This window comes from Streptomyces sp. NPDC050738, assembly GCF_040654175.1.
Taxonomy (GTDB): Bacteria; Actinomycetota; Actinomycetes; order Streptomycetales; family Streptomycetaceae; genus Streptomyces.
Map to the genome: position 1 here is coordinate 502,467 of NZ_JBFAHN010000001.1, position 22,338 is coordinate 524,804.

At 67.5% G+C, this 22,338-nt stretch carries 22 protein-coding genes and 2 tRNA genes; 10 read left to right on the forward strand and 14 right to left on the reverse strand.

Annotated elements, in window-relative coordinates; all coding sequences use genetic code 11:
• Nucleotides 1-38: 38 nt before the first annotated feature.
• Nucleotides 39-121: transfer RNA gene (locus AB0H78_RS02385), tRNA-Leu, on the reverse strand.
• 306 nt (nucleotides 122-427) lie between these two features.
• Here AB0H78_RS02385 and AB0H78_RS02390 point away from each other — a divergent pair.
• From AB0H78_RS02390 to pknB, 6 genes are all read left to right on the forward strand, one after another.
• Nucleotides 428-1,270: a DUF3662 and FHA domain-containing protein gene (locus AB0H78_RS02390; RefSeq protein ID WP_363232325.1), complete on the forward strand. Its 843-nt coding sequence runs from the start codon at nucleotides 428-430 to the stop codon at nucleotides 1,268-1,270.
• 10 nt (nucleotides 1,271-1,280) lie between these two features.
• Nucleotides 1,281-1,805 carry an FHA domain-containing protein gene (locus tag AB0H78_RS02395; RefSeq protein WP_363232326.1) on the forward strand — a complete coding sequence of 175 codons (525 nt, stop codon included), beginning with the start codon at nucleotides 1,281-1,283 and terminating at the stop codon, nucleotides 1,803-1,805.
• Nucleotides 1,806-1,939: 134 nt separating this feature from the next.
• On the forward strand, nucleotides 1,940-3,454 hold the full coding sequence (locus AB0H78_RS02400) for a Stp1/IreP family PP2C-type Ser/Thr phosphatase (RefSeq protein ID WP_363232327.1): 1,515 nt from the start codon (nucleotides 1,940-1,942) through the stop codon (nucleotides 3,452-3,454).
• A gap of 31 nt (nucleotides 3,455-3,485) precedes the next feature.
• On the forward strand, nucleotides 3,486-4,886 hold the full coding sequence (locus AB0H78_RS02405) for an FtsW/RodA/SpoVE family cell cycle protein (RefSeq protein ID WP_363232328.1): 1,401 nt from the start codon (nucleotides 3,486-3,488) through the stop codon (nucleotides 4,884-4,886).
• On the forward strand, nucleotides 4,883-6,346 hold the full coding sequence (locus AB0H78_RS02410; protein WP_363232329.1) for a penicillin-binding transpeptidase domain-containing protein: 1,464 nt from the start codon (nucleotides 4,883-4,885) through the stop codon (nucleotides 6,344-6,346). The genes AB0H78_RS02405 and AB0H78_RS02410 overlap by 4 nt, the downstream gene beginning before the upstream one ends.
• A 131-nt stretch (nucleotides 6,347-6,477) precedes the next feature.
• A complete protein-coding gene (pknB, locus tag AB0H78_RS02415; RefSeq protein ID WP_363232330.1) occupies nucleotides 6,478-8,475 on the forward strand; it encodes a Stk1 family PASTA domain-containing Ser/Thr kinase in 1,998 nt (665 codons plus the stop codon).
• A 96-nt stretch (nucleotides 8,476-8,571) separates the two neighbouring features.
• Here pknB and AB0H78_RS02420 read toward each other — a convergent pair whose 3' ends face one another.
• From AB0H78_RS02420 to AB0H78_RS02445, 6 genes are read right to left on the reverse strand one after another with little or no spacing between them, the layout of a single operon-like run.
• The gene (locus tag AB0H78_RS02420) at nucleotides 8,572-9,306 is read right to left on the reverse strand and encodes a class E sortase (RefSeq protein ID WP_363232331.1); all 735 of its coding nucleotides are present in this window, start codon (nucleotides 9,304-9,306) and stop codon (nucleotides 8,572-8,574) included.
• A 27-nt stretch (nucleotides 9,307-9,333) separates the two neighbouring features.
• On the reverse strand, nucleotides 9,334-10,482 hold the full coding sequence (locus tag AB0H78_RS02425; RefSeq protein WP_363232332.1) for a class E sortase: 1,149 nt from the start codon (nucleotides 10,480-10,482) through the stop codon (nucleotides 9,334-9,336).
• Entirely contained in the window at nucleotides 10,479-11,120 is a 642-nt protein-coding gene (locus AB0H78_RS02430) for an aminodeoxychorismate/anthranilate synthase component II (RefSeq protein ID WP_363232333.1), read from the reverse strand. Before AB0H78_RS02430 ends, AB0H78_RS02425 begins: the two co-directional genes overlap by 4 nt.
• Nucleotides 11,117-11,293: a hypothetical protein gene (locus tag AB0H78_RS02435; RefSeq protein WP_363232334.1), complete on the reverse strand. Its 177-nt coding sequence runs from the start codon at nucleotides 11,291-11,293 to the stop codon at nucleotides 11,117-11,119. The genes AB0H78_RS02430 and AB0H78_RS02435 overlap by 4 nt, the downstream gene beginning before the upstream one ends.
• A 60-nt stretch (nucleotides 11,294-11,353) precedes the next feature.
• Complete coding sequence (locus AB0H78_RS02440; RefSeq protein ID WP_363232698.1) at nucleotides 11,354-12,067, reverse strand: class E sortase; 714 nt, start codon at nucleotides 12,065-12,067, stop codon at nucleotides 11,354-11,356.
• A gap of 30 nt (nucleotides 12,068-12,097) precedes the next feature.
• Nucleotides 12,098-12,817 carry a DUF881 domain-containing protein gene (locus AB0H78_RS02445; RefSeq protein ID WP_363232699.1) on the reverse strand — a complete coding sequence of 240 codons (720 nt, stop codon included), beginning with the start codon at nucleotides 12,815-12,817 and terminating at the stop codon, nucleotides 12,098-12,100.
• A gap of 189 nt (nucleotides 12,818-13,006) precedes the next feature.
• Between AB0H78_RS02445 and crgA the strand changes: the two genes are divergently transcribed.
• Entirely contained in the window at nucleotides 13,007-13,264 is a 258-nt protein-coding gene (gene crgA / locus AB0H78_RS02450) for a cell division protein CrgA (RefSeq protein WP_363232336.1), read from the forward strand.
• 222 nt (nucleotides 13,265-13,486) lie between these two features.
• On the opposite strand, the gene AB0H78_RS02455 is transcribed toward crgA, so the two are convergent.
• A complete protein-coding gene (locus AB0H78_RS02455) occupies nucleotides 13,487-14,380 on the reverse strand; it encodes a rhomboid family intramembrane serine protease (protein ID WP_363232337.1) in 894 nt (297 codons plus the stop codon).
• A 115-nt stretch (nucleotides 14,381-14,495) separates the two neighbouring features.
• Nucleotides 14,496-15,029 carry a peptidylprolyl isomerase gene (locus AB0H78_RS02460; RefSeq protein WP_363232338.1) on the reverse strand — a complete coding sequence of 178 codons (534 nt, stop codon included), beginning with the start codon at nucleotides 15,027-15,029 and terminating at the stop codon, nucleotides 14,496-14,498.
• A gap of 282 nt (nucleotides 15,030-15,311) precedes the next feature.
• Between AB0H78_RS02460 and AB0H78_RS02465 the strand changes: the two genes are divergently transcribed.
• On the forward strand, nucleotides 15,312-16,019 hold the full coding sequence (locus tag AB0H78_RS02465) for a DUF5324 family protein (protein WP_363232339.1): 708 nt from the start codon (nucleotides 15,312-15,314) through the stop codon (nucleotides 16,017-16,019).
• A 57-nt stretch (nucleotides 16,020-16,076) separates the two neighbouring features.
• Here AB0H78_RS02465 and AB0H78_RS02470 read toward each other — a convergent pair.
• A tRNA-Ala gene (locus tag AB0H78_RS02470) sits at nucleotides 16,077-16,149 on the reverse strand.
• A 151-nt stretch (nucleotides 16,150-16,300) separates the two neighbouring features.
• On the opposite strand from AB0H78_RS02470, the gene AB0H78_RS02475 reads away from it, so the two are divergent.
• The gene (locus AB0H78_RS02475; protein WP_363232341.1) at nucleotides 16,301-16,849 is read left to right on the forward strand and encodes a DNA-binding protein; all 549 of its coding nucleotides are present in this window, start codon (nucleotides 16,301-16,303) and stop codon (nucleotides 16,847-16,849) included.
• A 49-nt stretch (nucleotides 16,850-16,898) separates the two neighbouring features.
• Nucleotides 16,899-18,113: a serine/threonine-protein kinase gene (locus tag AB0H78_RS02480; RefSeq protein WP_363232342.1), complete on the forward strand. Its 1,215-nt coding sequence runs from the start codon at nucleotides 16,899-16,901 to the stop codon at nucleotides 18,111-18,113.
• Between the two features lie 28 nt (nucleotides 18,114-18,141).
• On the opposite strand, the gene AB0H78_RS02485 is transcribed toward AB0H78_RS02480, so the two are convergent.
• From AB0H78_RS02485 to AB0H78_RS02500, 4 genes are all read right to left on the reverse strand, one after another.
• Nucleotides 18,142-19,377, reverse strand: a complete 1,236-nt coding sequence (locus AB0H78_RS02485; protein WP_363232344.1) for a hypothetical protein — start codon at nucleotides 19,375-19,377, stop codon at nucleotides 18,142-18,144.
• A 102-nt stretch (nucleotides 19,378-19,479) separates the two neighbouring features.
• Nucleotides 19,480-19,614 (reverse strand): DLW-39 family protein, encoded by a 135-nt coding sequence (locus AB0H78_RS02490; protein WP_003958712.1) that lies wholly within the window; start codon nucleotides 19,612-19,614, stop codon nucleotides 19,480-19,482.
• A gap of 375 nt (nucleotides 19,615-19,989) precedes the next feature.
• On the reverse strand, nucleotides 19,990-21,339 hold the full coding sequence (locus AB0H78_RS02495; RefSeq protein ID WP_363232345.1) for a tyrosine-type recombinase/integrase: 1,350 nt from the start codon (nucleotides 21,337-21,339) through the stop codon (nucleotides 19,990-19,992).
• A gap of 472 nt (nucleotides 21,340-21,811) precedes the next feature.
• Nucleotides 21,812-22,234 carry a helix-turn-helix domain-containing protein gene (locus tag AB0H78_RS02500; protein ID WP_363232346.1) on the reverse strand — a complete coding sequence of 141 codons (423 nt, stop codon included), beginning with the start codon at nucleotides 22,232-22,234 and terminating at the stop codon, nucleotides 21,812-21,814.
• Nucleotides 22,235-22,338: the final 104 nt, after the last annotated feature.

Sequence of the window (22,338 nt, forward strand, 5' to 3'; positions counted from 1 at the left end):
CCGCCATCGTGATCACGATGACGACCGTTTAGTCGTTGTGCGCGAGGGGGGATTTGAACCCCCACGTCCCTAAGGACACTGGCACCTGAAGCCAGCGCGTCTGCCGTTCCGCCACTCGCGCAAGAGTGAAGCTGTGGGGCTCTCTCACTGGCTGTGGGAGCGCCTGGCGACAAACGGAAGATTAGCACGCTGGACAGGGTGGATTCACATCTGTTGTTTCGGGGACCCCACCCAGGGAACGAGCTCCTCTCGCCCCCACTCCTCCTAGGTACGCCGCTTGTGCGGGACACTGACAGGAGCCGCCTCTACGATCCGTGTGAGAGGTGACACTCATCCACTGGGCAGACAAGGGGAACCAGCCGATTTCCCGACGCGTGGATACGATCAGTAAGCAGTACGAGGACGACAACGACGGAGGAGGTGCCTCATGGGAGTCCTGAAGAAGTTCGAGCAACGCCTCGAAGGTCTGGTCAACGGCACCTTCGCGAAGGTGTTCAAGTCCGAGGTCCAGCCTGTCGAGATCGCGGGCGCCCTCCAGCGCGAGTGCGACAACAACGCCACGATCTGGAACCGCGAGCGGACCGTCGTACCCAACGACTTCATCGTGGAGCTCTCCACCCCTGACTTCGAACGGCTCAGCCCGTACTCGGGTCAGCTGGGCGACGAGCTCTCCGGACTGGTACGCGACTACGCCAAGCAGCAGCGGTACACCTTCATGGGACCCATCAAGGTCCACCTCGAGAAGGCCGACGATCTCGACACCGGCCTGTACCGCGTCCGCAGCCGCACACTCGCCTCCAGCACCAACCAGCAGAGCGCGCCCGCCGGTCCGCCGGCCGCGGCGCCCCGGCGTCCTGCCGCGAGCGGATACGGCTACCCGCCCACCGCGGCCCCGCCGATGCCCGCCGCGCCTCCGCCGGCGGCCCCTGTGCCCCACCGGCCCGCACCCGCGAGCCGTCCGGCCGCCCCGGGCCCCATGCCCAGCGCCCAGACGCGGCGCTGGATCGAGATCAACGGCAACCGCCACCAGATCTCGCGCCCCACTCTCGTACTCGGCCGCTCCACCGAAGCCGACGTGCGGATCGACGACCCCGGCGTATCGCGCCGGCACTGCGAAATCCGGGTTGGAACGCCCTCGACGATCCAGGATCTCGGATCCACCAACGGCATCGTGGTAGACGGGCAGCACACCACCCGCGCTACGCTCCGCGACGGCTCACGGATCGTCGTGGGCAACACCACCATCGTTTACAGGCAAGCCGAAGGGTGAAGCGGGGGCAATGTCAGAGCTGACCCTGACGGTCATGCGGCTAGGTTTCCTGGCCGTCCTGTGGCTGTTCGTCATCGTGGCCGTCCAGGTCATCAGAAGCGACCTGTTCGGTACGCGCGTCACCCAGCGCGGCTCACGCCGCGGCAATGACGCACGTCCCCAGCAGACCGCGCGGCAGGCCACCACGCCTCCGCAACAACGCCAGCAGCCGGCCGGGGGCGGTGGCCGCCAGCGCCGCGGCGCCCCCACCAAACTGGTCGTATCCGAGGGCACCCTCACGGGTACCACCGTCGCCCTCCAGGGCCAGACCATCACCCTGGGCCGGGCGCACGATTCCACGATCGTGCTGGACGACGACTACGCGTCCAGCAGGCATGCCAGGATCTACCCCGATCGTGACGGCCAGTGGATCGTCGAGGATCTCGGGTCCACCAACGGCACATATCTCGACCGGACCCGGCTGACCACCCCGACACCCGTTCCGCTGGGCGCGCCGATCCGCATCGGCAAGACCGTCATCGAGCTGCGGAAGTAGTGCTACGTCATGAATGAGCGCGAGCGGAGCGAGCGAACAGCGGCGGTCCCGCAGGACCGAAGCGAGCTCCCGACCGGAGGGTGGGCAGTGTGGCTCGAGACCGGCTGTACCCGGAGCCGACTGGCGAGGTGCGCATGAGTCTGTCCCTGCGTTTCGCCGCCGGATCGCACAAAGGCATGATCCGTGAGGGGAACGAGGACTCCGGCTACGCCGGTCCCCGTCTCCTCGCCATCGCCGACGGCATGGGCGGCCAGGCAGCCGGCGAGGTCGCCAGCTCCGAGGTCATCTCCACGCTCGTCACCCTCGACGACGACGTCCCCGGTTCGGACATCCTCACGTCGCTCTCCACCGCTGTGCAGCGTGCCAACGACCAGCTGCGCATGATGGTCGAGGAGGACCCCCAGCTCGAAGGCATGGGCACCACGCTCACCGCCCTCCTGTGGACGGGTCAGCGGCTGGGCCTCGTCCATGTCGGCGACTCCCGTGCGTACCTCCTGCGCGACGGCGTGCTGACGCAGATCACCCAGGACCACACCTGGGTCCAGCGTCTCGTCGACGAGGGCCGCATCACCGAAGAGGAAGCCACCACCCACCCGCAGCGCTCCCTGCTGATGCGCGCGCTGGGCAGCGGCGACCACGTCGAGCCCGACCTCTCCATCCGTGAGGTCAGGGCCGGCGACCGGTACCTCATCTGCTCCGACGGCCTCTCCGGCGTCGTCTCCCACCAGACGATGGAGGAGACGCTCGCCAGCTACCAGGGCCCGCAGGAGACCATCCAGGCGCTCATCCAGCTCGCCCTGCGCGGCGGCGGCCCGGACAACATCACCTGCATCGTCGCGGACGTGCTCGACGGCGACACCGGCGACACCCTCGCCGGCCAGGTCAACGACATCCCCGTCATCGTCGGTGCGGTGGCCGAGAACCAGGCCGCCCAGCTCCAGGACGACGGCTCGATGCAGACCCCCGCGGGCCGCGCATCCAGCCTCGGCCGCCCCGTACCCCCGCAGGCAGGCGGCTTCGGCCCGCCCGGCAGCGGCGGCGAATACGGACAGAGCGCCGACGGGGGCTACGGCTCGTACAGCGACGAGGACTTCATCAAGCCCTCCCGCGGCCGGAAGTGGCTCAAGAGATCGCTCTACGGCGTCCTCATCCTCGCCGTCATCGGCGGCGGCCTGTACGGCGGCTACCGCTGGACCCAGACGCAGTACTACGTCGGCGCGAACGACGAGAACGTCGCGCTCTACCGCGGCATCAGCCAGGACCTCGCCTGGGTCTCGCTCTCCAAGGTCGAAAAAAACCACCCCGAGATCGAACTCAAGTACCTCCCGCCCTACCAGCGGAAGCTGGTCGAGGACACCATCACCGAGAGCAGTCTCGGCAAGGCGAACCAGAAGATCACGGAGCTCGCCACCCAGGCGGACGCCTGCAAGAAGGACGCGGACCGCCGCAAGGCCGCAGCGGACAACGCCAAGACGGGCACGGGCCAGGCCGGCGGTACCACCGGTTCCGCCACCACCACCCAGTCCGCCAAGACCAAGAAGACGGCAGCGGCCACCACGGCCTCTCCCAGTCCTACGCCCACACCCAGCACCGGCCCCACCCTCTCGCCGGAAGAGCAGCAGCTGGTCTCACTGTGCGGCAAGCAGTAGGCAGCAACAGCCCTTGGGGGGCTTTCACCACATGAGCGTTGTCACCAACACGACCACCATCGGCGCGATCGAAGCACCGAGCCGCCGCAACACCGAGCTGATGCTGCTCGTCTTCGCCGTCGGCATCGCTGTCTTCGCGTACGCCAACGTGGGCCTGGCCATCAACGGCACGCTGCCCGCAGGCATGCTCGGCTACGGACTCGGGCTCACGCTCCTCGCCGGCGTGGGCCACATCGTGGTGCGCAAGTTCGCCCCGTACGCCGACCCCCTGCTGCTCCCCCTGGCCACGCTGCTGAACGGCATCGGCCTCGCCCTCATCTGGCGCCTCGACCAGTCCCCGAGGCTCCAGGCCCTGGACAACTTCGCACCGGCAGCCTCCAAGCAGCTGATGTGGTCCGCCCTCGGTGTCGCCCTCTTCGTCGCTGTACTGATCTTCCTCAAGGACCACCGCATCCTGCAGCGCTACACCTACATCTCCATGGTGGTCGCGCTGATCCTGCTCGTGCTCCCGGTGTTCTTCCCCGCCGTGTACGGCGCCCGCATCTGGGTCACCATCCCCGGCGTCGGCTCTCTGCAGCCCGGCGAGTTCGCCAAGATCATCATCGCGATCTTCTTCTCCGGCTACCTCATGGTGAAGCGGGACGCCCTGGCACTCGCCAGCCGCCGCTTCATGGGCCTCTATCTCCCCCGCGGCCGCGACCTCGGACCGATCCTGGTCATCTGGGCGCTCTCGATCCTCATCCTCGTCTTCGAGACCGACCTCGGTACGTCGCTGCTCTTCTTCGGCCTGTTCATCGTCATGCTGTACGTCGCCACCGAGCGGACCAGCTGGATCGTCTTCGGTCTGCTGATGTCGGCCGTCGGCGCCGTCAGCGTCGCCACCTTCGAGCCCCACGTCCACCAGCGCGTGGAGGCCTGGCTCGACCCGTTCTCCGAGGCGACGGTCCTCCACAACAGCGACCAGCTCGCCCAGTCCCTGATGGCCTTCGGCTCCGGCGGCACGCTCGGCACCGGCCTCGGACAAGGCAACTCCGACCTCATCAAGTTCGCCGCCAACTCCGACTTCATCCTCGCCACCGTCGGCGAAGAGCTCGGCCTCGCCGGGATGATGGCAGTCCTGCTGATGTACGGACTGATCGTGGAGCGCGGCGTACGCACCGCCCTCGCCGCCCGCGACCCCTTCGGCAAGCTGCTCGCCATCGGCCTCTCCAGCGCGCTGGCCATCCAGGTCTTTGTCGTCGCGGGCGGTGTCATGGGCCTCATCCCGCTGACCGGCATGACGATGCCCTTCATCGCGCAGGGCGGTTCGTCCGTCGTCGCCAACTGGGCCCTGATCGGCATCCTGATCCGTATCAGCGACACCGCACGACGGCCCGCACCGGCCCCCGCACCGTCCCCCGACGCCGAGATGACCCAGGTGGTCCGACCGTGAACAAGCCCCTGCGCCGGATCGCGCTCTTCTGCGGTTTCCTCGTCCTCGCGCTGCTCGTGCGCGACAACTGGATCCAGTACGTCAAGGCAGACGACCTCAACGGCAAGTCCCTCAACATGCGCACGCGCATCGAGCGCTATGCCCACGAGCGCGGCAACATCATCGTCGGCGGCAAGCCCATCACCGGCTCCGTCATCAGCGACAGCAACTACTTCAAGTACAAGCGCACCTGGCAGGACGGCGCCATGTGGTCGCCCGTCACCGGGTACGCCTCGCAGAACTACGACGCGAACCAGCTCGAGAAGATCAACGACGACATCCTCACGGGCAACTCGGACAGCCTCTTCTTCGACCGCACGATGGCGATGTTCACCGGCGAGAAGAAGCGGGGCGGCAACGTCATCACCACCCTGAACGCCGACGCCCAGAAGGCCGCCTTCGACGGTCTCAAGGGCAAGAAGGGCGCGGTCGCGGCGCTCGACCCGAAGACGGGCAAGATCCTCGCGCTCGCCTCCAGCCCCTCGTACGACCCCTCGTCCTTCGCCGGCAACACCAAGACGGACGAGAAGAACTACCAGGTCCTCCTGAAGGACAAGGACAAGCCGATGCTCAACAGGGCATTGCGCGAGACCTACCCGCCGGGCTCCACCTTCAAGGTCGTCACCGCCTCCGCGGCCCTGGAGAACGGCCTCGTCAGCGGCATCGACGAGCCCACCGATTCGCCGGACCCGTACCAGTTGCCGGGCACCCACCAGCCGCTCAACAACGAAGGCACCATCCCCTGCAAGAACGCCACCCTCAAGGTGGCCCTGCAGTTCTCCTGCAACACCGTCTTCGGCAAGATCAGCAATGACCTCGGCAACAAGAAGATGATCGAGGAAGCCAACAAGTTCGGCTTCAACAAAGAGATCTTCACCCCGGTCCGCGCCGACGCCAGCGTCTACCCCGAGGACAACCGGCCGCAGAACGCCATGGCCGGCATCGGCCAGGCGTCCAACCGCGCCACCCCGCTGCAGATGGCCATGGTCGCCTCGGCGGTCGCCAACGACGGCAAGCTGATGAAGCCGTACATGGTCGACCGTCTCACCGCGCCCAACACGGACGTCATCTCCAAGACCGACCCCGAGGAGATGAGCCGGCCGCTGAGCGCCGCCAACGCCCAGAATCTCCAGGCGATGATGGAGAACGTCGTCTCGAACCCGCAGGGCACCGGCAACAACGCCCAGATCCCGGACGTCACGGTCGGCGGCAAGACCGGCACCGCCCAGCACGGCCTCAACAACAGCGAGAAGCCGTACGCCTGGTTCATCTCGTACGCGAAGGTCAACGGCAGCGCCCCGGTCGCCGTCGCCGTCGTCGTCGAGGACGGCTCGGCCAACCGCGACGACATCTCCGGTGGCGGTCTCGCCGCCCCCATCGCCAAGGCCGTCATGCAGGCGGTCATCAACAGCAAGAACTGACGTACCGGTCCGGTATCGGCTGACGGTCGGTCGGTGATCATCCGCCGGTGCCCGGTAGCGTATGCGCGGAACAGCACACCGCCGGACCACCCATGGGTGCGGTCGGGACAGACGGAGAGGGCTGGAAAGCTATGGAAGAGCCGCGTCGCCTCGGCGGCCGGTACGAGCTGGGCTCGGTGCTCGGCCGTGGTGGCATGGCCGAGGTCTACCTCGCTCACGACACCCGGCTCGGCCGCACCGTCGCTGTGAAGACGCTCCGGGCGGACCTCGCCCGCGACCCGTCCTTCCAGGCCCGGTTCCGCCGTGAGGCCCAGTCGGCCGCCTCGCTCAACCACCCGGCGATCGTCGCTGTCTACGACACCGGTGAGGACTACGTCGACAACATCTCCATCCCGTACATCGTGATGGAGTACGTCGACGGATCGACCCTGCGTGAACTCCTGCACTCCGGCCGCAAGCTGCTGCCCGAGCGCACCCTGGAGATGACCATCGGCGTCCTCCAGGCCCTGGAGTACTCCCACCGCAACCAGATCGTCCACCGCGACATCAAGCCGGCCAACGTCATGCTGACGCGCACCGGCCAGGTCAAGGTGATGGACTTCGGCATCGCCCGCGCCATGGGTGACTCCGGCATGACGATGACCCAGACCTCGGCCGTCATCGGCACCGCCCAGTACCTCTCCCCGGAGCAGGCCAAGGGCGAGCAGGTCGACGCGCGAAGCGACCTCTACTCCACCGGCTGCCTGCTCTACGAACTGCTCGCCGTCCGGCCGCCCTTCGTGGGCGACTCCCCGGTCGCGGTCGCGTATCAGCACGTACGGGAAGAGCCGCAGCCGCCCAGCAACTTCGACTCCGAGATCACGCCCGAGATGGACGCGATCGTGTTGAAGGCCCTGGTCAAGGACCCCAACTACCGCTATCAGTCGGCGGACGAGATGCGCGCCGACATCGAGGCCTGCCTCGACGGCCAGCCGGTCGCGGCCACCGCGGCCATGGGCGCGGTCGGGTACGGCGGCTACGAGGCCGACCAGCCCACCACCGCACTGCGCGCCGCGGAACCGGGCGGGGCCCCGACCTCGATGCTCCCGCCGGTCAACCCGGATGACGGCGGCTACGGCTACGACGACCGCCCCGACCGCCGCCGCCAGAAGAAGTCCCACACCTCGACGATCCTGCTGGTGGCCGCGGGCATTCTGGTGCTGGTCGGCGCGATCCTGATCGGCAAGTCGGTCTTCAGCGGCAACGGCGACTCCGGCAAGCTCAAGGCCCCGCGGCTGATCGGCCAGACGCTCAAGGGCGCCCAGGAATCGGTCGACAACGGCGGCGGCGATCTGAAACTGACGCCGACGAACAAGCCCTGCGAGGATCAGCCCAAGGGCAACATCTGCAGCCAGAGCCCGGAGCCCGACGCCGAGATCGCGAAGGGTGGCACCATCACCGTCGTCGTCTCGACGGGTGCGCCGAAGTTCGACGTCCCGAACGTCAACGGGGAGACAGAGGCCGACGCGACCAGGGACCTCAAGGCCAAGGGCTTCAACGCGGTCGTGCAGAAAGTCGACTCGAACGAATCGGTCGGCAAGGTCTTCGAGCAGAGCCCGAAGGCCAACACGAAGGCCGAAAAGGGCTCCGACGTCATCATCAAGGTCGCCCAGCAGAAGACTGCGACGCTTCCGGATGTCAGCGGCAGGGACGTCAATGCGGCGATCCAGCAGCTGAACGCTCTGGGCTTCAAGAACATCTCCCAGCAGCAGGTGGACTCCGAACTTCCGGCCAACCAGGTGGTTTCGCAGACCCCGCCGGCACCCGCGGACAAACAGGCCCTGGACATCCAGATCGTCCTGAAGATCTCCAAGGGACCGCAGCAGCAGACGGTCCCCGTACCCGGAGTGCTCGGCCAGAGCGTGGGCGCGGCCAAGGCAGCACTCGCCCAGTCCGGCTTCACGAACATCAAGTTCGCGGACGGCAGCTCCAAGGACGACAACGCCATCGTCACCGGCGTCGACCCGCAGCAGGGAACCCCGGCGGACCCGGCCAACACCACCATCACGCTCACCACCATGGGCGGCAACAACGGTGGGAACAACAACGGGGGCAACAACGGAGGCGGCCTCATCGGAGGCAACGAATAGCCGCCCCACCCGTACAGCGATCAGGGCCCGGAGCCGCGGTGAATCCGCAGCTCCGGGCCCTGCCCGTTCATCCGTGTACGCAGCACACCGTGCGCGTCAGCGCAGCTCCGCCGGCAGCGTCCGATCCGCGTCCACCTTCTCCGTCCGCACCAGTTCGCCCCACACGATGTAGCGGTACTGCGAGGTGTAGACGGGGGTGCACGTCGTCAGCGTGATGTAGCGACCCGGCTTCGTCTTCCCCGACTCCTTCGGGACCGGCTGCAGCACGTCCACGTTGTACTTCGAGGTCTGCTTCAGCTCGTTGTAGACCTTGTAGACGTACCAGGTGTCCTTCGTCTCGAAGACGACCGGATCCCCGGTCTTCACCTTGTCGATGTTGTGGAACTTCGCCCCGTGCCCGTCCCGGTGCGCCGCCAGCGTGAAGTTCCCCGTCTTGTCCCACGGCATCGCCGACTTCACCGGCTGCGTGTAGTACCCCGCGACGCCGTCGTTCAGCACATCGGTGTCGGTGCTCTTCTTGACCAGCACCTCACCGTTCTTCATGGACGGTACGTGCAGGAACCCGATGCCGTCCTTGGTGTTCAGCGCCCCGGGCCCGGTGTCCTGGGTCCAGTGGTTCCGTACGTTGTCGCCCTGCTTGGAGGCCTCGCGGTCGGCGATGACATTCGTCCACCACAGCGAATAGACGACGAAGAGCCCGAGGATCAGCCCCGCCGTGATGAGCAGCTCACCGAAGACACTGACCGCGCCTGCGACCCTGCCCCGGCCACGCCGTTGCGGAGCGGACGAGGGCGCGCTCTCCTGCTCGTCCTGATCGGTCCTCGATGACACCGCACCCGTCCCTGTCGGTCGATCGGCTCAACTGGCGGGCAGCCAGGACGGAACACCCTTGCTGCGCGGCCGTTCGTCGACCATCTTGCCCCACACGATCATTCGGTACGTACTCGTGAATTCCGGGGTGCATGTCGTCAGCGAGATATACCGGCCTGCCTTGGTGAAACCGGACCCCTTGGGGATCGGCATGATCACCGACGTGTTGCTGGGCGAGGTCTGCGGCAGGCTGCTGGTGATTTCGTACGTGTAGTAGTCGTCCTGCGTCTCGACGACGACCTTGTCGCCCACCTTGAGGTGGTTGATGTAGCGGAACGGTTCGCCATGGGTGTTGCGGTGGCCCGCCAGCGCGAAGTTCCCCGACTTGGCCGAGGGCATCGCGGTCTTCAGGGACCCCGAGTCGTAGTGGCCGACCATGCCCTTGTCGAGGACCTTGCTCTTGCTGATGCCCTCGGCGATCGGCACGACCACGTCCAGCGTGGGGATGTGCAGGATGGCGAAGCCCTTGCCCGGCTCGAAGGCCGCCGGTTCCTTGGCGCCCTTCGCCCAGTCGTCCTGAAGGCTGTGGGTGGCGCTGTTGGCCTGCTGATGGGCCCGGACGTTCGTCCACCACAGCTGGTACGTCACGAACAGCAGCATCAGCACGCCGAAGGTGATGAAGATTTCCCCGACGGCCCGGCTGGCCACAACTGCCGGACTGTCCTTGGCCGCACGGGCCGCACGGCGTGCCTCCAGACGGCTGAGAGGGGCCGTGGAGGGGGCCGCAGCGGCCTCGGGCCGCTTTCCCCGCCCGCGGGCCGCCTTGCGCCGCTCCGCCCGGCCTCCCGTGGGCGCAGGGGCCTTGGGGGGCTCGGCCTTGCGCAGGGCCACGGTCTCGTCGTCCCGTGCGCCGACGGGCACGGATATCGGCTCCGAGACGGCATCGGGCACCGCCACGAACTCAGGTTCGGGCACGAACTCGGGTGCGGGCTCGGGTATCGGCTCGTACCACTGCTCCTGCTGGGCAGGTTCCCGTACGACGGGCTGCCGCACCTCCGGCTCGGGCGGCGCCGCCGCCTGCGCCATGTTGCTCTCCGCGCGGAACCACGGCGACCCGTGCCCGCCCGGTGGCAGCGGGTCGGTCAGCGGGTCGTACTCAGGCCCGGCGGCGTCGTGCTCGGGGCGGAGTGCGGTCACGCCGCACCCTTGCTGCCCACCACCGGCGCGAGTCCCGCCGACCGCGCGACGGCGTCCGGATCCCCGCACTGGACCAGCCAGTTGGCCAGCATCAGATGACCGTGCTCGGTCAGCACGGACTCGGGGTGGAACTGCACACCCTCGACCGGCAGATCCCGGTGGCGCAGGCCCATGATGATTCCGTCGGCCGTACGGGCCGTGACCTCCAGCTCCGCGGGCAGCACCGCGGGCTCGGCGGCCAGCGAGTGATAGCGCGTCGCGGTGAACGGCGAGGGCAGCCCGGCGAACACGCCCGCCCCCTCGTGGGTCACCAGCGAGGTCTTGCCGTGCAGAAGCTCGGGAGCGCGCCCGACCACACCGCCGTACGCCACCGCCATCGACTGCATCCCCAGACAGACCCCGAAGACCGGGACCCCCGTCTGCGCACAGTGCCGCACCATGTCGATGCAGACCCCGGCCTGCTCCGGCGCGCCGGGCCCCGGCGAGAGCAGCACTCCGTCGAAGCCGTCCTGCGCGTGCGCGAGCTCGACCTCGTCGTTGCGCAGCACCTCGCACTCCGCGCCCAGCTGGTACAGGTACTGGACGAGGTTGAAGACGAAGCTGTCGTAGTTGTCGACCACCAGGATGCGCGCGCTCATCGCAGCGCCTCCATGCCCTGGTCGACCGTCACGTCGTTGAACGGGAGCAGCGGCTCCGCCCACGGGAAGACGTACTGGAACAGCACATAGACGACCGCGAGGGCCAGCACGATCGCGAGAAGTGCGCGCAGCCATGCGTTGCCCGGCAGATGCCGCCAGATCCAGCCGTACATGCTGTCCCTTCCGTTAGCGGTACGCGTCCAGACTAAAGGGCGACAGCAGGGACTTGTGGGTCACCTGGTCAAAGCGGCCGGCTTGCCCTGCTTCTCGGGCTGCGTGGAGTCCAGGTGCCCCCATGCGATGAGCCGGTGACTGCTGCCCCACTCCGGGTCGCAGGTGGTCAGCGTCAGATAGCGCCCCGGCGACCGGTACGGCGACTTGGCCGGGACCGCGGCGATCACCCCGATGTCCGAAGGCACCGTCAGATAGGGCTTCTTGTCGATGCGGTACGTGTACCAGGTCGTCCCGTCGTCGATCACGACCGCATCGCCGGGCCGCAGCTCGGGGAAGTCCTTGAAGGGGTCTCCGTACGTACGACGATGCCCGGCCACCGCGAAGTTCCCCGTCGCCCCGAGCTGCGCCGTGCCCGCGTAGTGTCCGAGCCCCTTCTGCAGGGTTTTGACCTTGGTGTTCTGCAGCACGGGCCGCGACCAGTGCTTGCCGAGCCGCGGGATGTACATCACCGCGAAGGCTTTCCCGTCCTCGTACGCCGCCGGGGCGGGTGTGGCGGGCGGCGCGGACTGCTTCGGCGCGCCCTGGCCGGAAGGGGTCGGGGCGGGTGTGGGCACGGCGCCCTGCGCCCACTGGTGGTGCAGCTGGTCGATCTGGTCCGAGGAGGCGTGGTCCGCCTTCACACCCGTCCAGAACAGCAGATACACCACGAAGAGCACGATCAAGGCGCCCACGGTGATGCAGAGTTCGCTGAAACTTCGGACGACCAGGCGCACCGACACGGGCTTCCCCCTGAGCTGGCTGAGCTACCCCACAGGCTTCGCGTAATGGAGATCCACTGTGCCCGAGTAGCCGGGAAGAGTCATCGCCTGGTGCTCGTCGATTTTCCAGCCGAGCCCGTAGGCCTTCACGTACTGCTGGTAGTTCTGGATCGCCGGGGAGTCGCTCAGCGCGCTGCGCAGTTTCGACGGGTCGCCGACCGCGGTCACCTTGTACGGCGGGGAGTAAACCCGTCCTTGCAGGATCAGCGTGTTGCCGACGCAGCGGACCGCGCTGGTGGTGATCAGCCGCTGGTCCATGACCCGGATGCCCTTGGCTCCGCCCTGCCAGAGGGCGTTCACGACGGCTTGCAGGTCCTGCTGGTGAATGACCAGGTCATTGGGTTGCGGGTCGGGGTAGCCGGGGTTGGCGACGGCGTTGGGCGGGGCGTCGTTGAGCGTGACGGTCAGCGCCTGCCCTGCCACCTTCTCGGTGCCGGCCGACTTCTCCAGCGCCTTGATCGCGGCGTCCTCGGCCTTCGTGCTTCCGTCGTCGCGCTGCGCGAGAGCGTCCACGTCCTCGCGCAGGGCGGCCGTGGTCTCGTCGAGCTCCTTGTTCTTGCCGCTGCGCTCCTGAACGAGGTCGGAGAGCTTCAGCATCGACGCATCGGTACGGATATCGGTGCCTTTGGCGGCGTTGGCGCTGGTGACGAAGATCAGTCCGGCGAGCGCGAAGACGGCACCGGTGAGCAGCGCGACCGGCCGCATGGACCTGCCGCGGGTCGCCCCACCGGGGGAGTCTTCAAAATTGCTCAACGTACCCTTATCTCCTTACACGCCGTGGAAGCACTACGCTAACGGACGCCCGGGGGAGGCAGTGGTCCCCGTCGCTTCCCGCCCCGGCTCCAGCCACAGTTCCCTGCGCGGTAACGCAGCGCATCGACAGGAGAGTCCCTCGTGCCGAAGTCACGTATCCGCAAGAAGGCCGATTTCACGCCGCCGCCCGCTTCGAAGCAGGCGACCGCCATCAAGCTGACCAATCGCAGCTGGGTGGCACCGGTGATGCTGGCGTTCTTCGTGATCGGTCTCGCCTGGATCGTCATGTTCTATGTGACGGAGGGCGATATGCCCATCCAGCCCTTCGGGAACTGGAACATCGTGGTCGGATTCGGCTTCATCGCCGCCGGCTTCGGTGTCTCCACCCAGTGGAAGTAAGCCCTGCCCAGAAGTTATCCACACCGTAATCCACAGCCGGGGAAAACTCAGAAGATCTGTGGATAACTCCTCAGCCGTTGACGCCGGTGTGACTACTGGGCTCGTACCACGGCAGCTGCCCGCCCCTTGCCCTCCCTGCGGAAACCCAGGTCAGGGACAAGGGGCACAGTTGTTCCCCACGCCATGCACAAGATCCGGCACCCGCTGTGGACAACCTGCCCCTCAGGTGAGCGCGGCGGTCCTCATCAGCACCATGGCGACGGTCACGGCCAGCACCAGCGCACAGGTCCCGTACTGCACAAGGGCCCGGCGCTCGCGGGGGGCGTAGACCAGGCCGATGGTGATGAGCACGCCTGCGACGAAGCCGCCGAGGTGGGCCTGCCAGGAGATCCCGCCCCGGAACGAGAAGATCATGCTGATCACCACGTACCCGATGAACGACCGCATGTCGTAGTTGTTGCGCTTCAGCAGGACGGCGTTGGCGCCCAGCACGCCGAAGACGGCGCCGGAGGCGCCGAGCACCGGCGCGTTCGGCGCGGTCACGAGATAGACGAACGCGCTTCCCGCCAGCCCGGAGAGCAGATACATCCCGAGGTACCGGACACGACCGAGCGCTGCTTCCACCGGCCGGCCGAACCACCAGAGTCCGAGCATGTTGAAGCCGATGTGGAAGAACTCCTGGTGCAGGAACATCGAGGTGAAGAGGCGGTACCACTGGCCGTCCGCGACACCGACGACTCCGCCCACCGACGGGTCGTAGGCGAGACCGATGAGCTGGAGCTCTGCGACGAGCCGGTCCCCCAGTGCCAGCACCGCGACGAATACAGCGACGTTGAGACCGATGAGGACGTTGGTGACCAGGTGAGGGTCGGCGGCGACCACACCACCCGCGATGTTGCGAGGACGGTTAGCGGTCGGCGCGTGCCCCGTACCGGAGCCTCCGCGCACACAGCTGGGGCACTGGAACCCGACCGAGGCGCTGACCATGCACTCGGGGCAGATCGGGCGGTCGCAGCGATTGCAGCGGATGCCCGTCTCCTTGCCCGGATGGCGGTAGCAGCTGGGCAGGCCGCTCGCCGCGGGCTGCTGATCCGGAGTTCCTGGCACCTGATCCATCGGGTTCCCTTGTCTCGTACGGGCCGCGTACGCACTGCACCGCCCCGCTCGTCATACGGACGAACGGGGCGGGTTGGTTCCCGTAACAGCGACGAAAAACGCCGGGGAAGGGGCCTCAGCCCTGGACGGTCTCCACGACGACCGTCTCGATGACGACATCGGTGACCGGGCGATTGGTGCGCGGGTTGGTCGGGGTGGCGATGATCGTGTCCACGACCTGCTGGCTCGCGGTGTCGGCGACCTCGCCGAAGATGCTGTGCTTGCGGGTCAGCCAGGCGGTGGGCGAGACGGTGATGAAGAACTGCGAGCCGTTGGTGCCGGGACCGGCGTTGGCCATCGCCAGCAGGTACGGCTTGTCGAAGCCGAGGTCGGGGTGGAACTCGTCCCCGAACTCGTAGCCGGGGCCACCGGTACCGTTGCCCAGCGGGTCCCCGCCCTGGATCATGAAACCACTCATCACACGGTGGAAGACAGTGCCGTCATAGAAGCGGTCAGTGGACTTCTGGCCGGTCGCCGGGTGGGTCCACTCCCGCTCACCCTGGGCGAGCTCGACAAAGTTCTTGACCGTCTTGGGCGCGTGGTTCGGCAGGAGCCGGATCTTGATGTCGCCCTGGTTGGTCTTGAGGGTGGCGTAAAGCTGCTCGGCCACGATCTGCCTTCCGTAAGTCTGCTCTGACGTTTGACGATCCTCGCACGGACCACCCGTGTACGGAGAAAAGCAGCCGAGTAGCAGCCGGACAGGGGCGCAGGAGCCCGAACCGTGGCATTGTCATCCACTAGCTCCCCTTGCACCGCAATGCCCGATCTTGAACCGATCCCGCCTTTTGTGCCCCGGATGCCCGCCCGCACATGCTGCATCGGCCCCGGACAGGCATGATTCCAAAGAGGGTGGAAAGGCGATATAGCAACCGCCACCGAGGAGGAGGATCCCGTGACCCGCATGGACAGCGTGCGCGCCGCGACCGGTACGGCGAAGGACAACGTGCGGCACGCCGCGGAAGTGGTGGCACCCTACGCCGGAACGGCCAAGGACCAGGCTGCGTACTACGCCCACGAGGCGCGTGTACGACTCGCACCAAAGGTGTCGTACGCAGCGCACCAGGCAGCCGAACAAGCCCGCGTGCAGTACGACGCGCATCTGGCGTCACACGTGGAACAGGCGCGCACTCATGTGCCGCCCCGGGTGGACGCAGCCGCGCACCGCGCCGCCAAGGCCGCCCGACAGGCGCAGCACCAGATCAGTCCGCGCGTCGAGCAGGCGCTGGCTGCCGCCCAGCCGGTACGCGAAGAAGCGGTGGCCCGCAGCACGGCCGCCGTGGCAGCGCTGCGTGGGCAGGTCTCGCCGAAGGAAATCCACAAGCTGGTCAAGAAGCACGAGCGACGGGCGAGGGCGGGCCGGCTGGCCAAGGGCCTCGCGGTCCTCGGCGTCCTGGCCGGCGGTGCCTTCGTCGCCTGGAAGTGGTGGGACAAGCAGGCCAACCCCGACTGGCTGGTCGAGCCGCCCGCACCCACCGAGGTGTCGTCCGACCGACCGCCGCTGACCTCGGTCGACGGCAGTGGTCAGGCCGTACTCGACCCCGAGGTCCAGGCCAAGCAGGCCGAGGCCGAGGCCGTCGACCACCGGGACGACCAGCACTGAACAAGCAAGAGGGGCCCGGGAGACGAACTGTCTCCCGGGCCTCTCTGCGTTCTCCTGTGGAGCCTAGGAGATTCGAACTCCTGACATCTGCCTTGCAAAGGCAGCGCTCTACCAACTGAGCTAAGGCCCCGAAACGGGGTGACGCGTGAACAGAGTACCGGGTCACCCCCCGGATCTCACAAAAAGATTGGGGCTCCCCGTGGGCGACCACGCTCCGTAAGATGCACGACGGGGTTCGCGGCAGCGAAGCCGCTTCAATGGGGTAGCGATGGGGAGACGCAATGGACGCAGCACAGCAGGAAGCGACCGCGAGAGCGCGGGACCTTCAGCGCACCTGGTACGGAGAGCCGCTGGGGGCGCTCTTCCGTAAGCTCATCGACGATCTGGGACTCAACCAGGCCCGGCTGGCCGGCGTGCTCGGTCTGTCCGCGCCCATGCTGTCCCAGCTGATGAGCGGCCAGCGCGCCAAGATCGGAAACCCTGCCGTGGTGCAGCGTGTCCAGGCCCTGCAGGAGCTCTCCAGCCAGGTGGCCGACGGCAGCGTCAGCGCAGCCGAGGCCACCGAACGGATGGAGGAGATCAAGAAGTCCCAGGGCGGCTCGGTCCTTTCCAACACCGGCCAGAGCACCACCGGTTCGGGGGCTCCGACCGTGCGCCGCGTCGTGCGGGAGATCCAGTCCCTGCTGCGCTCAGTGGCAGCCGCGGGCGACATCATCGACGCCGCCGACACCCTCGCCCCGGCCCACCCGGAGCTGGCAGAGTTCCTGCGGGTGTACGGCGCCGGGCGCACCGCGGAGGCGGTCGCCCACTACGAGTCGCACCAGAACTGAGCCCGGGGCCGCAGTCCGGGTCGTCATCGGGAGGGGCGGGCGCAGCACCATGGGTGAGGTATTCGCCGGGCGGTACGAGCTGGTCGATCCGATCGGCCGCGGGGGCGCCGGTGACGTGTGGCGCGCCTGGGACCACCGCCGGAGCCGCTATGTGGCGGCCAAGGTCCTGCAGCAGAGGGACGCGCATGCGCTGCTGCGCTTCGTCCGTGAGCAGGCTCTGCGGATAGATCACCCCCATGTACTCGCCCCGGCCAGCTGGGCCGCGGACGACGACAAGGTGCTCTTCACCATGGACCTGGTGAGCGGTGGCTCGCTCGCCCATGTCATCGGCGACTACGGCCCGCTGCCGCCCCGCTTCGTCTGCGTCCTGCTCGATCAGCTGCTGGCGGGCCTTGCCGCGGTGCACGCCGAGGGGGTCGTGCACCGCGACATCAAACCGGCCAACATCCTGATGGAGGTCACGGGGAGAGGACGGCCGCATCTGCGGCTGTCCGACTTCGGGATCTCGATGCGCAAGGGCGAGCCCCGACTCACCGCAACCGATCTCGTCGTCGGCACTCCGGGTTATTTCGCACCCGAGCAGATGATGGGCGCCGAACCCGACTTCACGGCCGATCTGTTCGCGGTCGGCCTCGTGGCCCTCTATCTCCTGGAGGGCGTCAGACCCGACTCCCGGGCGCTGATCGAGCACTTCATGACGTACGGCACCCCAGGACCGCCGCAGGGCGTCCCCGAGCCTCTCTGGCAGGTCCTCGCGGGCCTCCTCCAGCCGGACCCCCAGGCCCGGTTCCGTACGGCCACCGGAGCGCGCAGCGCCCTGGCGTCGGCAGTCGCGCTGCTGCCGGGGCCAGGCCCCGACGAGGAGGACCTGGAGGTCTTCGACCAGATCGGCCCGCTGCCGCCCGGCTTCACCCCCACGGGCCCGGTGCCGCGCGCGCAGCCACCCGAGCATCAACCCCGGACGCATCATCCCCAGGCACATCAGGCCCCTGTGCAGCAGCCACAAGCTCAGCATCCGCAAGCACAGCCACCAGCGCCCGCGACCCCGCAGTTCAGCACTCCCCATCCGGCTCCACCTCCCCAACAGCCGCCGTACGAACAGCCCTTCACTTATCCGTACACCGCTCAGCCGCCGCAGGTTCCCACTCAGCCCGCGCAGGTCGCCCGCAGACGTCCAGGACCACCCCCGAGCGTGACCGCAGGAGTCCTGCTCGTGGCGCTGCTCTGCTTCGCGGTGGGCATCTGGGCGCTGACCCAGGCCTGAACCGCCCGGCCTGCCTGATCTGCCTCGACTACCAGTCGGCCGCAGCACGCCGCCGGGCGACGAGAGTCCACACCCCGAGCCCGACGATCAGCACGCTGCCCGTGCCGATCCCCGCCGCCCCCACCACTCTCATGGCCCCGCTCCGGCCCGCCGGCACACCGCCCGCGCCACCGAGGTCCGGAGCGGCCCCGACGTACGAAGGCCCCTGCTCCGCCTGCCCCTTGACGTTCACGCGCAGCGTCAGCGTGTGCGCCGACCCGAAGCTTCCGGCGACCTCCGGGCTCAGCGTGACCGCCAGATAGTACGAGCCCGCGACCCGCATCCCCTCGATCTTGTCGCCGATCCCGAAACGGTTCTCGTACGCCACCGGGGGCAGCGGATCCAGCTCGACCGCCTTCTGCTTCCCGTCGTAGGCCGTGCTCACGCCGTCGACGGAGCCGCGCAGCGGGTTGTACAGCCGTACCGCCAGCGCGCCCGGCAGATAGCTCTTCCCTGTAGCCCCGGTCGGCGAACTGCCCAGCTCGGCCCCGGCGTACAGCTGCTGTCCCCACGCCACAGGAATCCGGTAGAAGAGCGTCTGCCCGGGAGCGATCCCGCTCTTCCACACGCCCTTGCCCAGTTCGGGCGCGTCATTGAAGCCCGTACCCCCGGCATGTTCCGTCCCGTCACCCGTGAGCGGTACGGGCGATCCGCTGGGCCAGCGCGTAGGCGCGCGGCTCGCCCCACCGGCCCGTACGGCAGGCTCTTGCACCTGCCGCAGCTCGACGCCCCAGTCGCCCTGCCCCGCAAGGTCCTTGGTCTTCCGCTCCACGACCACGTAATAGGCGCCGGCGGCCTGACACGACGTACCGCCTCTGCCGATCATGCGGTAGGCGTACGCGGCGATCGGCCGGGCGAACTGCGCGGATTCGAAGGTCGAGGAGTTGTCGCTGCAGCTGTATCCGTCACGGTCCTGCACCGTGACCGTGATCCCGTCGCTGTAGTCGACACGCTCGCCCCTCCCCGGGACGGCGACCGCCGAGACGTACGCATCGCTCGTGCCGTCCAGATCCATCCGGTACACGCGCTTCTGGCCCGGCGCCAGAGTGTCCCGGTACGTCGCCCCGGCGGCCAGCGCAGGCGCGTCGCTGCTGCTCGCCGCACCCTGTACGGCCCTGTCCGCCTGGTCGAAGGCGTACGGAAGAGGCTCACCGGCCGCCAGAGCCCGTCCCGGCAGCGCCGCCACCGCGCATATCGCCGCCATCACGGCCAGCACCCGTTTCACCGACCACCCCACCTTTGCTTTCGCAAGCAGATGATTTACGTAAGTGAACAGCACAAAGCCCCGGCCGCAATGCGACCGGGGCAAGTGATCAGACGCTGAGTCTCACACACCCGAACCTGCGGGCACGGAGTCAGTCGCCTCCGTCCACAGATCCTGCTCGGCGCGATCCGCCTGGATCTGGCGGTACACGAGGAGCCCGCCGATGGCGGCCAGTGCGACCAGGAGAAGCTTCTTCACCGCGCGACCTCGTCTTTCCTTGACGTAAGGGACTTCTGCCGCCCGACTATACACACCGACCGATACCGATCGGTGACCTAGTTCGATGCCAACTCCCGCACTCCACACACCGATCACCGGAAAAGCAATCGGCCCGGACGGAGAATCCGTCCGGGCCGATCATCGCGGTGGGGCTAACAGGATTTGAACCTGTGGCCTCATCCTTATCAGGGACAGCGAAAATCGGGGCTCCGTCGCAGGTCAGAGGCTTCGACGCTTCGACCACGCACTACACAAATCTACATCCGCAAGCATACGTAGACCCCTGTCCGGCTCGGTCTGGCGACCGACCCGTTTGGGCTTCCAATGGGCTTCTCCTGCCCCCGCCCGGAGCCCTCATGCCACCAGCCTCAACCTGCGAGAACCCCGCAACTTCCGATCCTCCAACGCAGCCAGAACCTGTCCCGGATAGTCGGCCGCCGCGTGCGTGTACAGCCACGTCACCTCACCCGCCCGCTCATGCCCGAGGATCTCCTGCGTAACAACCTCCGGCACCCCGGCATCGTGGAGCCGCGAAGCGTAAGCGTCGCGCTGGTCGCGGAACTCAGGCCACCAACTGGAGCGCTCCACCACCACCTTCTTGATACGCCGCGTGACCTCATCCAGCTTCTCCACGACAACCTTCTTCACCGTCTCCCGCGCCACCCCCGCCTTCTGGATCGCGTCCACCCACAGGCGACGGAACGCACTCCGCCGGATCGGCGCCCGGTACGGCTGTTTCGTCGTACGGCTGACCTTGTTCCTGCCGTGGAAGACAAGCTCGTTCTCCCGCAGCCCATCCGCCGGCACCGATACCGCGGTGCTCACGCTCTCCTCCTCCGCGAAGAGGTCACGCAGCACGCGCATCGCGAGCCCGGTGAGGGGGACGGACCTCAGACCGGCGTCGCTCTTGGGGTACGCCTTCCGCCGGATGCGCCCCCGGGTCTCGGTCAGCACTTCGCGTACGTGAAGGACCCTGTTCTTGAAGTCGATGGAGCACCAGCGCAACCCCGCGAGCTCCCCCCAGCGCATGCCGGTTTCCTGCGCCACGATCTGGAGGGACTGGGCGTACTTCGGGAGTTTCTGCCGGATGAGCCACAGCTGCGCGTACGACGGCGGTCGCCGGTCTTCGGGGTGCTTCTTCTTGATCTTGGGGAGCTTCACGCCCTCCGCCGGATTGAACGGGATCCGCTTGTCCAACTTGGCCGCCTGGAGCATCCGGTCGAGGACCTGGAAGGCCTTCGTCACCGACGACGCGGCGAGCGGTCCCTTGTTCTCGTCGTGGAGCGCGTTCACCCAGGTCTGGATGGCCAGCCACTCCAGCTCCCAGAGTTGGAGGCTGCCGAACTTCGGGGCGATGTGGTTCTCCCACATCCCGTAGTCGCGGACCATCGTCTGGTTCCACTCCATCGGATCCTGGGCGTCCGGGTCTTGCCGGGTCTGGGTCGGCCACCACAGTTCGTGCCAGGCACAGAGGGCGATCTCCGCGCGGGATGGGTCGAGCCACCGGCGCTCGCGCATTTCCGTACGGACCTTCTCCAGGAAGGCAATGCCCAGCTTCTCCGACGGGAAGTTCTCGGTGTCTCGCCTCCCACCGGGCCCGGTGTAGCGGGCCTGCCAGGTCGCGGTGTGTGTTTTCGTCTTCCGCCGCTTGGGCTCGGGGAAGCGGGTGAAGCATCCGTCGCAGCCGCACGTCTTGGACGGCACGGGGCGAGGGTTGGCGGTGCTTGGTCGTCCCACGGTCTACCTACCTACGGGATCAGAGACGGGTCATGCAGCCGGCGGGGCCATCGCCTCTGCGGGGAGGGTGACGGGGTCCCCGCAGAAACAGCGGAGCGTGCCAGTGGAGGGTGGTGCTCCGAGGTCGGCGAGCAGCGCGTGCAGTTCTCTGATCAGGTAGTGGGGGTGGGTGCCCCTTTGGACGGTGATGGTGATCTCGTCCGGGTCCCAAAGAGCAGGCGCTGGTTGGTCATCAGCAATGGTGATGAGCGTGCACACAGGTCCCCCAGGAGATGCGCGGCGGCATGGAATGATCCGCTCCGGGAGGACAGCGGGGTGACGTACGTTACCCGCGTTGTTGTGTGTTGTAAGGGTTTTCTGCGAACACGTGCCGTGTGAACGCTTCACACATCCTGGAGGGCATCACTCCCCTGTTCGACCTGCTGGTTTGCAGGAACGATCACTCGGTGCGTTTGATCGCTTCGTCGAGCGTGGACGCGACTTGGATCAGCGCCTTCTGTCCTCGCGTGGGTAGTTGCCTGTAGATCTCCACGAGGCGTCGTTCACTCTCACTGTCCGTCGGGCCGGGGACAGCTCGGCCGGCGGCTTCGAAGATTCGCTTCGGGGTGATGGTGACATTCCAGGAGCGGAGTGCCGCTGTGATCTTGCGCAGGTCTTCCGGGTCAACGCGGGAGGTGCCTCGGGTCCGCTTCAGCCAGGAGTTGAGGGTCTGGTACTTGATGCCGGAGGCGAGCGCCAGATCCTTCTGGGTTCTACCTGCCTCCTCCAGGAGGCGGGTGAGGAGCGCGGCCAGGTCCTCGCCTTCGCGGGCGGGGTCCTCGGCGGGGTGGGGCTCGCCGGGGTGGTTCGGGTCGCTAGTCACACTGCTCAGAATCAACTATCTACATCTACATCCGCAAGTAGATCCGGGAGCCTTGACCCGTAGTTTTCGGTGCGCCCGCGCATCTACACGCCCCCTGTACGCCC

Coding starts and splice junctions, on each gene's coding strand:
- AB0H78_RS02390 (WP_363232325.1), top strand. CDS start 428: ATGGGAGTCCTGAAGAAGTTCGAGCAACGCCTCGAAGGTCTGGTCAAC.
- AB0H78_RS02395 (WP_363232326.1), top strand. CDS start 1,281: ATGTCAGAGCTGACCCTGACGGTCATGCGGCTAGGTTTCCTGGCCGTC.
- AB0H78_RS02400 (WP_363232327.1), top strand. CDS start 1,940: ATGAGTCTGTCCCTGCGTTTCGCCGCCGGATCGCACAAAGGCATGATC.
- AB0H78_RS02405 (WP_363232328.1), top strand. CDS start 3,486: ATGAGCGTTGTCACCAACACGACCACCATCGGCGCGATCGAAGCACCG.
- pknB (WP_363232330.1), top strand. CDS start 6,478: ATGGAAGAGCCGCGTCGCCTCGGCGGCCGGTACGAGCTGGGCTCGGTG.
- AB0H78_RS02430 (WP_363232333.1), bottom strand. CDS start 11,120: ATGAGCGCGCGCATCCTGGTGGTCGACAACTACGACAGCTTCGTCTTC.
- AB0H78_RS02435 (WP_363232334.1), bottom strand. CDS start 11,293: ATGTACGGCTGGATCTGGCGGCATCTGCCGGGCAACGCATGGCTGCGC.
- AB0H78_RS02445 (WP_363232699.1), bottom strand. CDS start 12,817: ATGCGGCCGGTCGCGCTGCTCACCGGTGCCGTCTTCGCGCTCGCCGGA.
- AB0H78_RS02455 (WP_363232337.1), bottom strand. CDS start 14,380: ATGGATCAGGTGCCAGGAACTCCGGATCAGCAGCCCGCGGCGAGCGGC.
- AB0H78_RS02475 (WP_363232341.1), top strand. CDS start 16,301: ATGGACGCAGCACAGCAGGAAGCGACCGCGAGAGCGCGGGACCTTCAG.
- AB0H78_RS02480 (WP_363232342.1), top strand. CDS start 16,899: ATGGGTGAGGTATTCGCCGGGCGGTACGAGCTGGTCGATCCGATCGGC.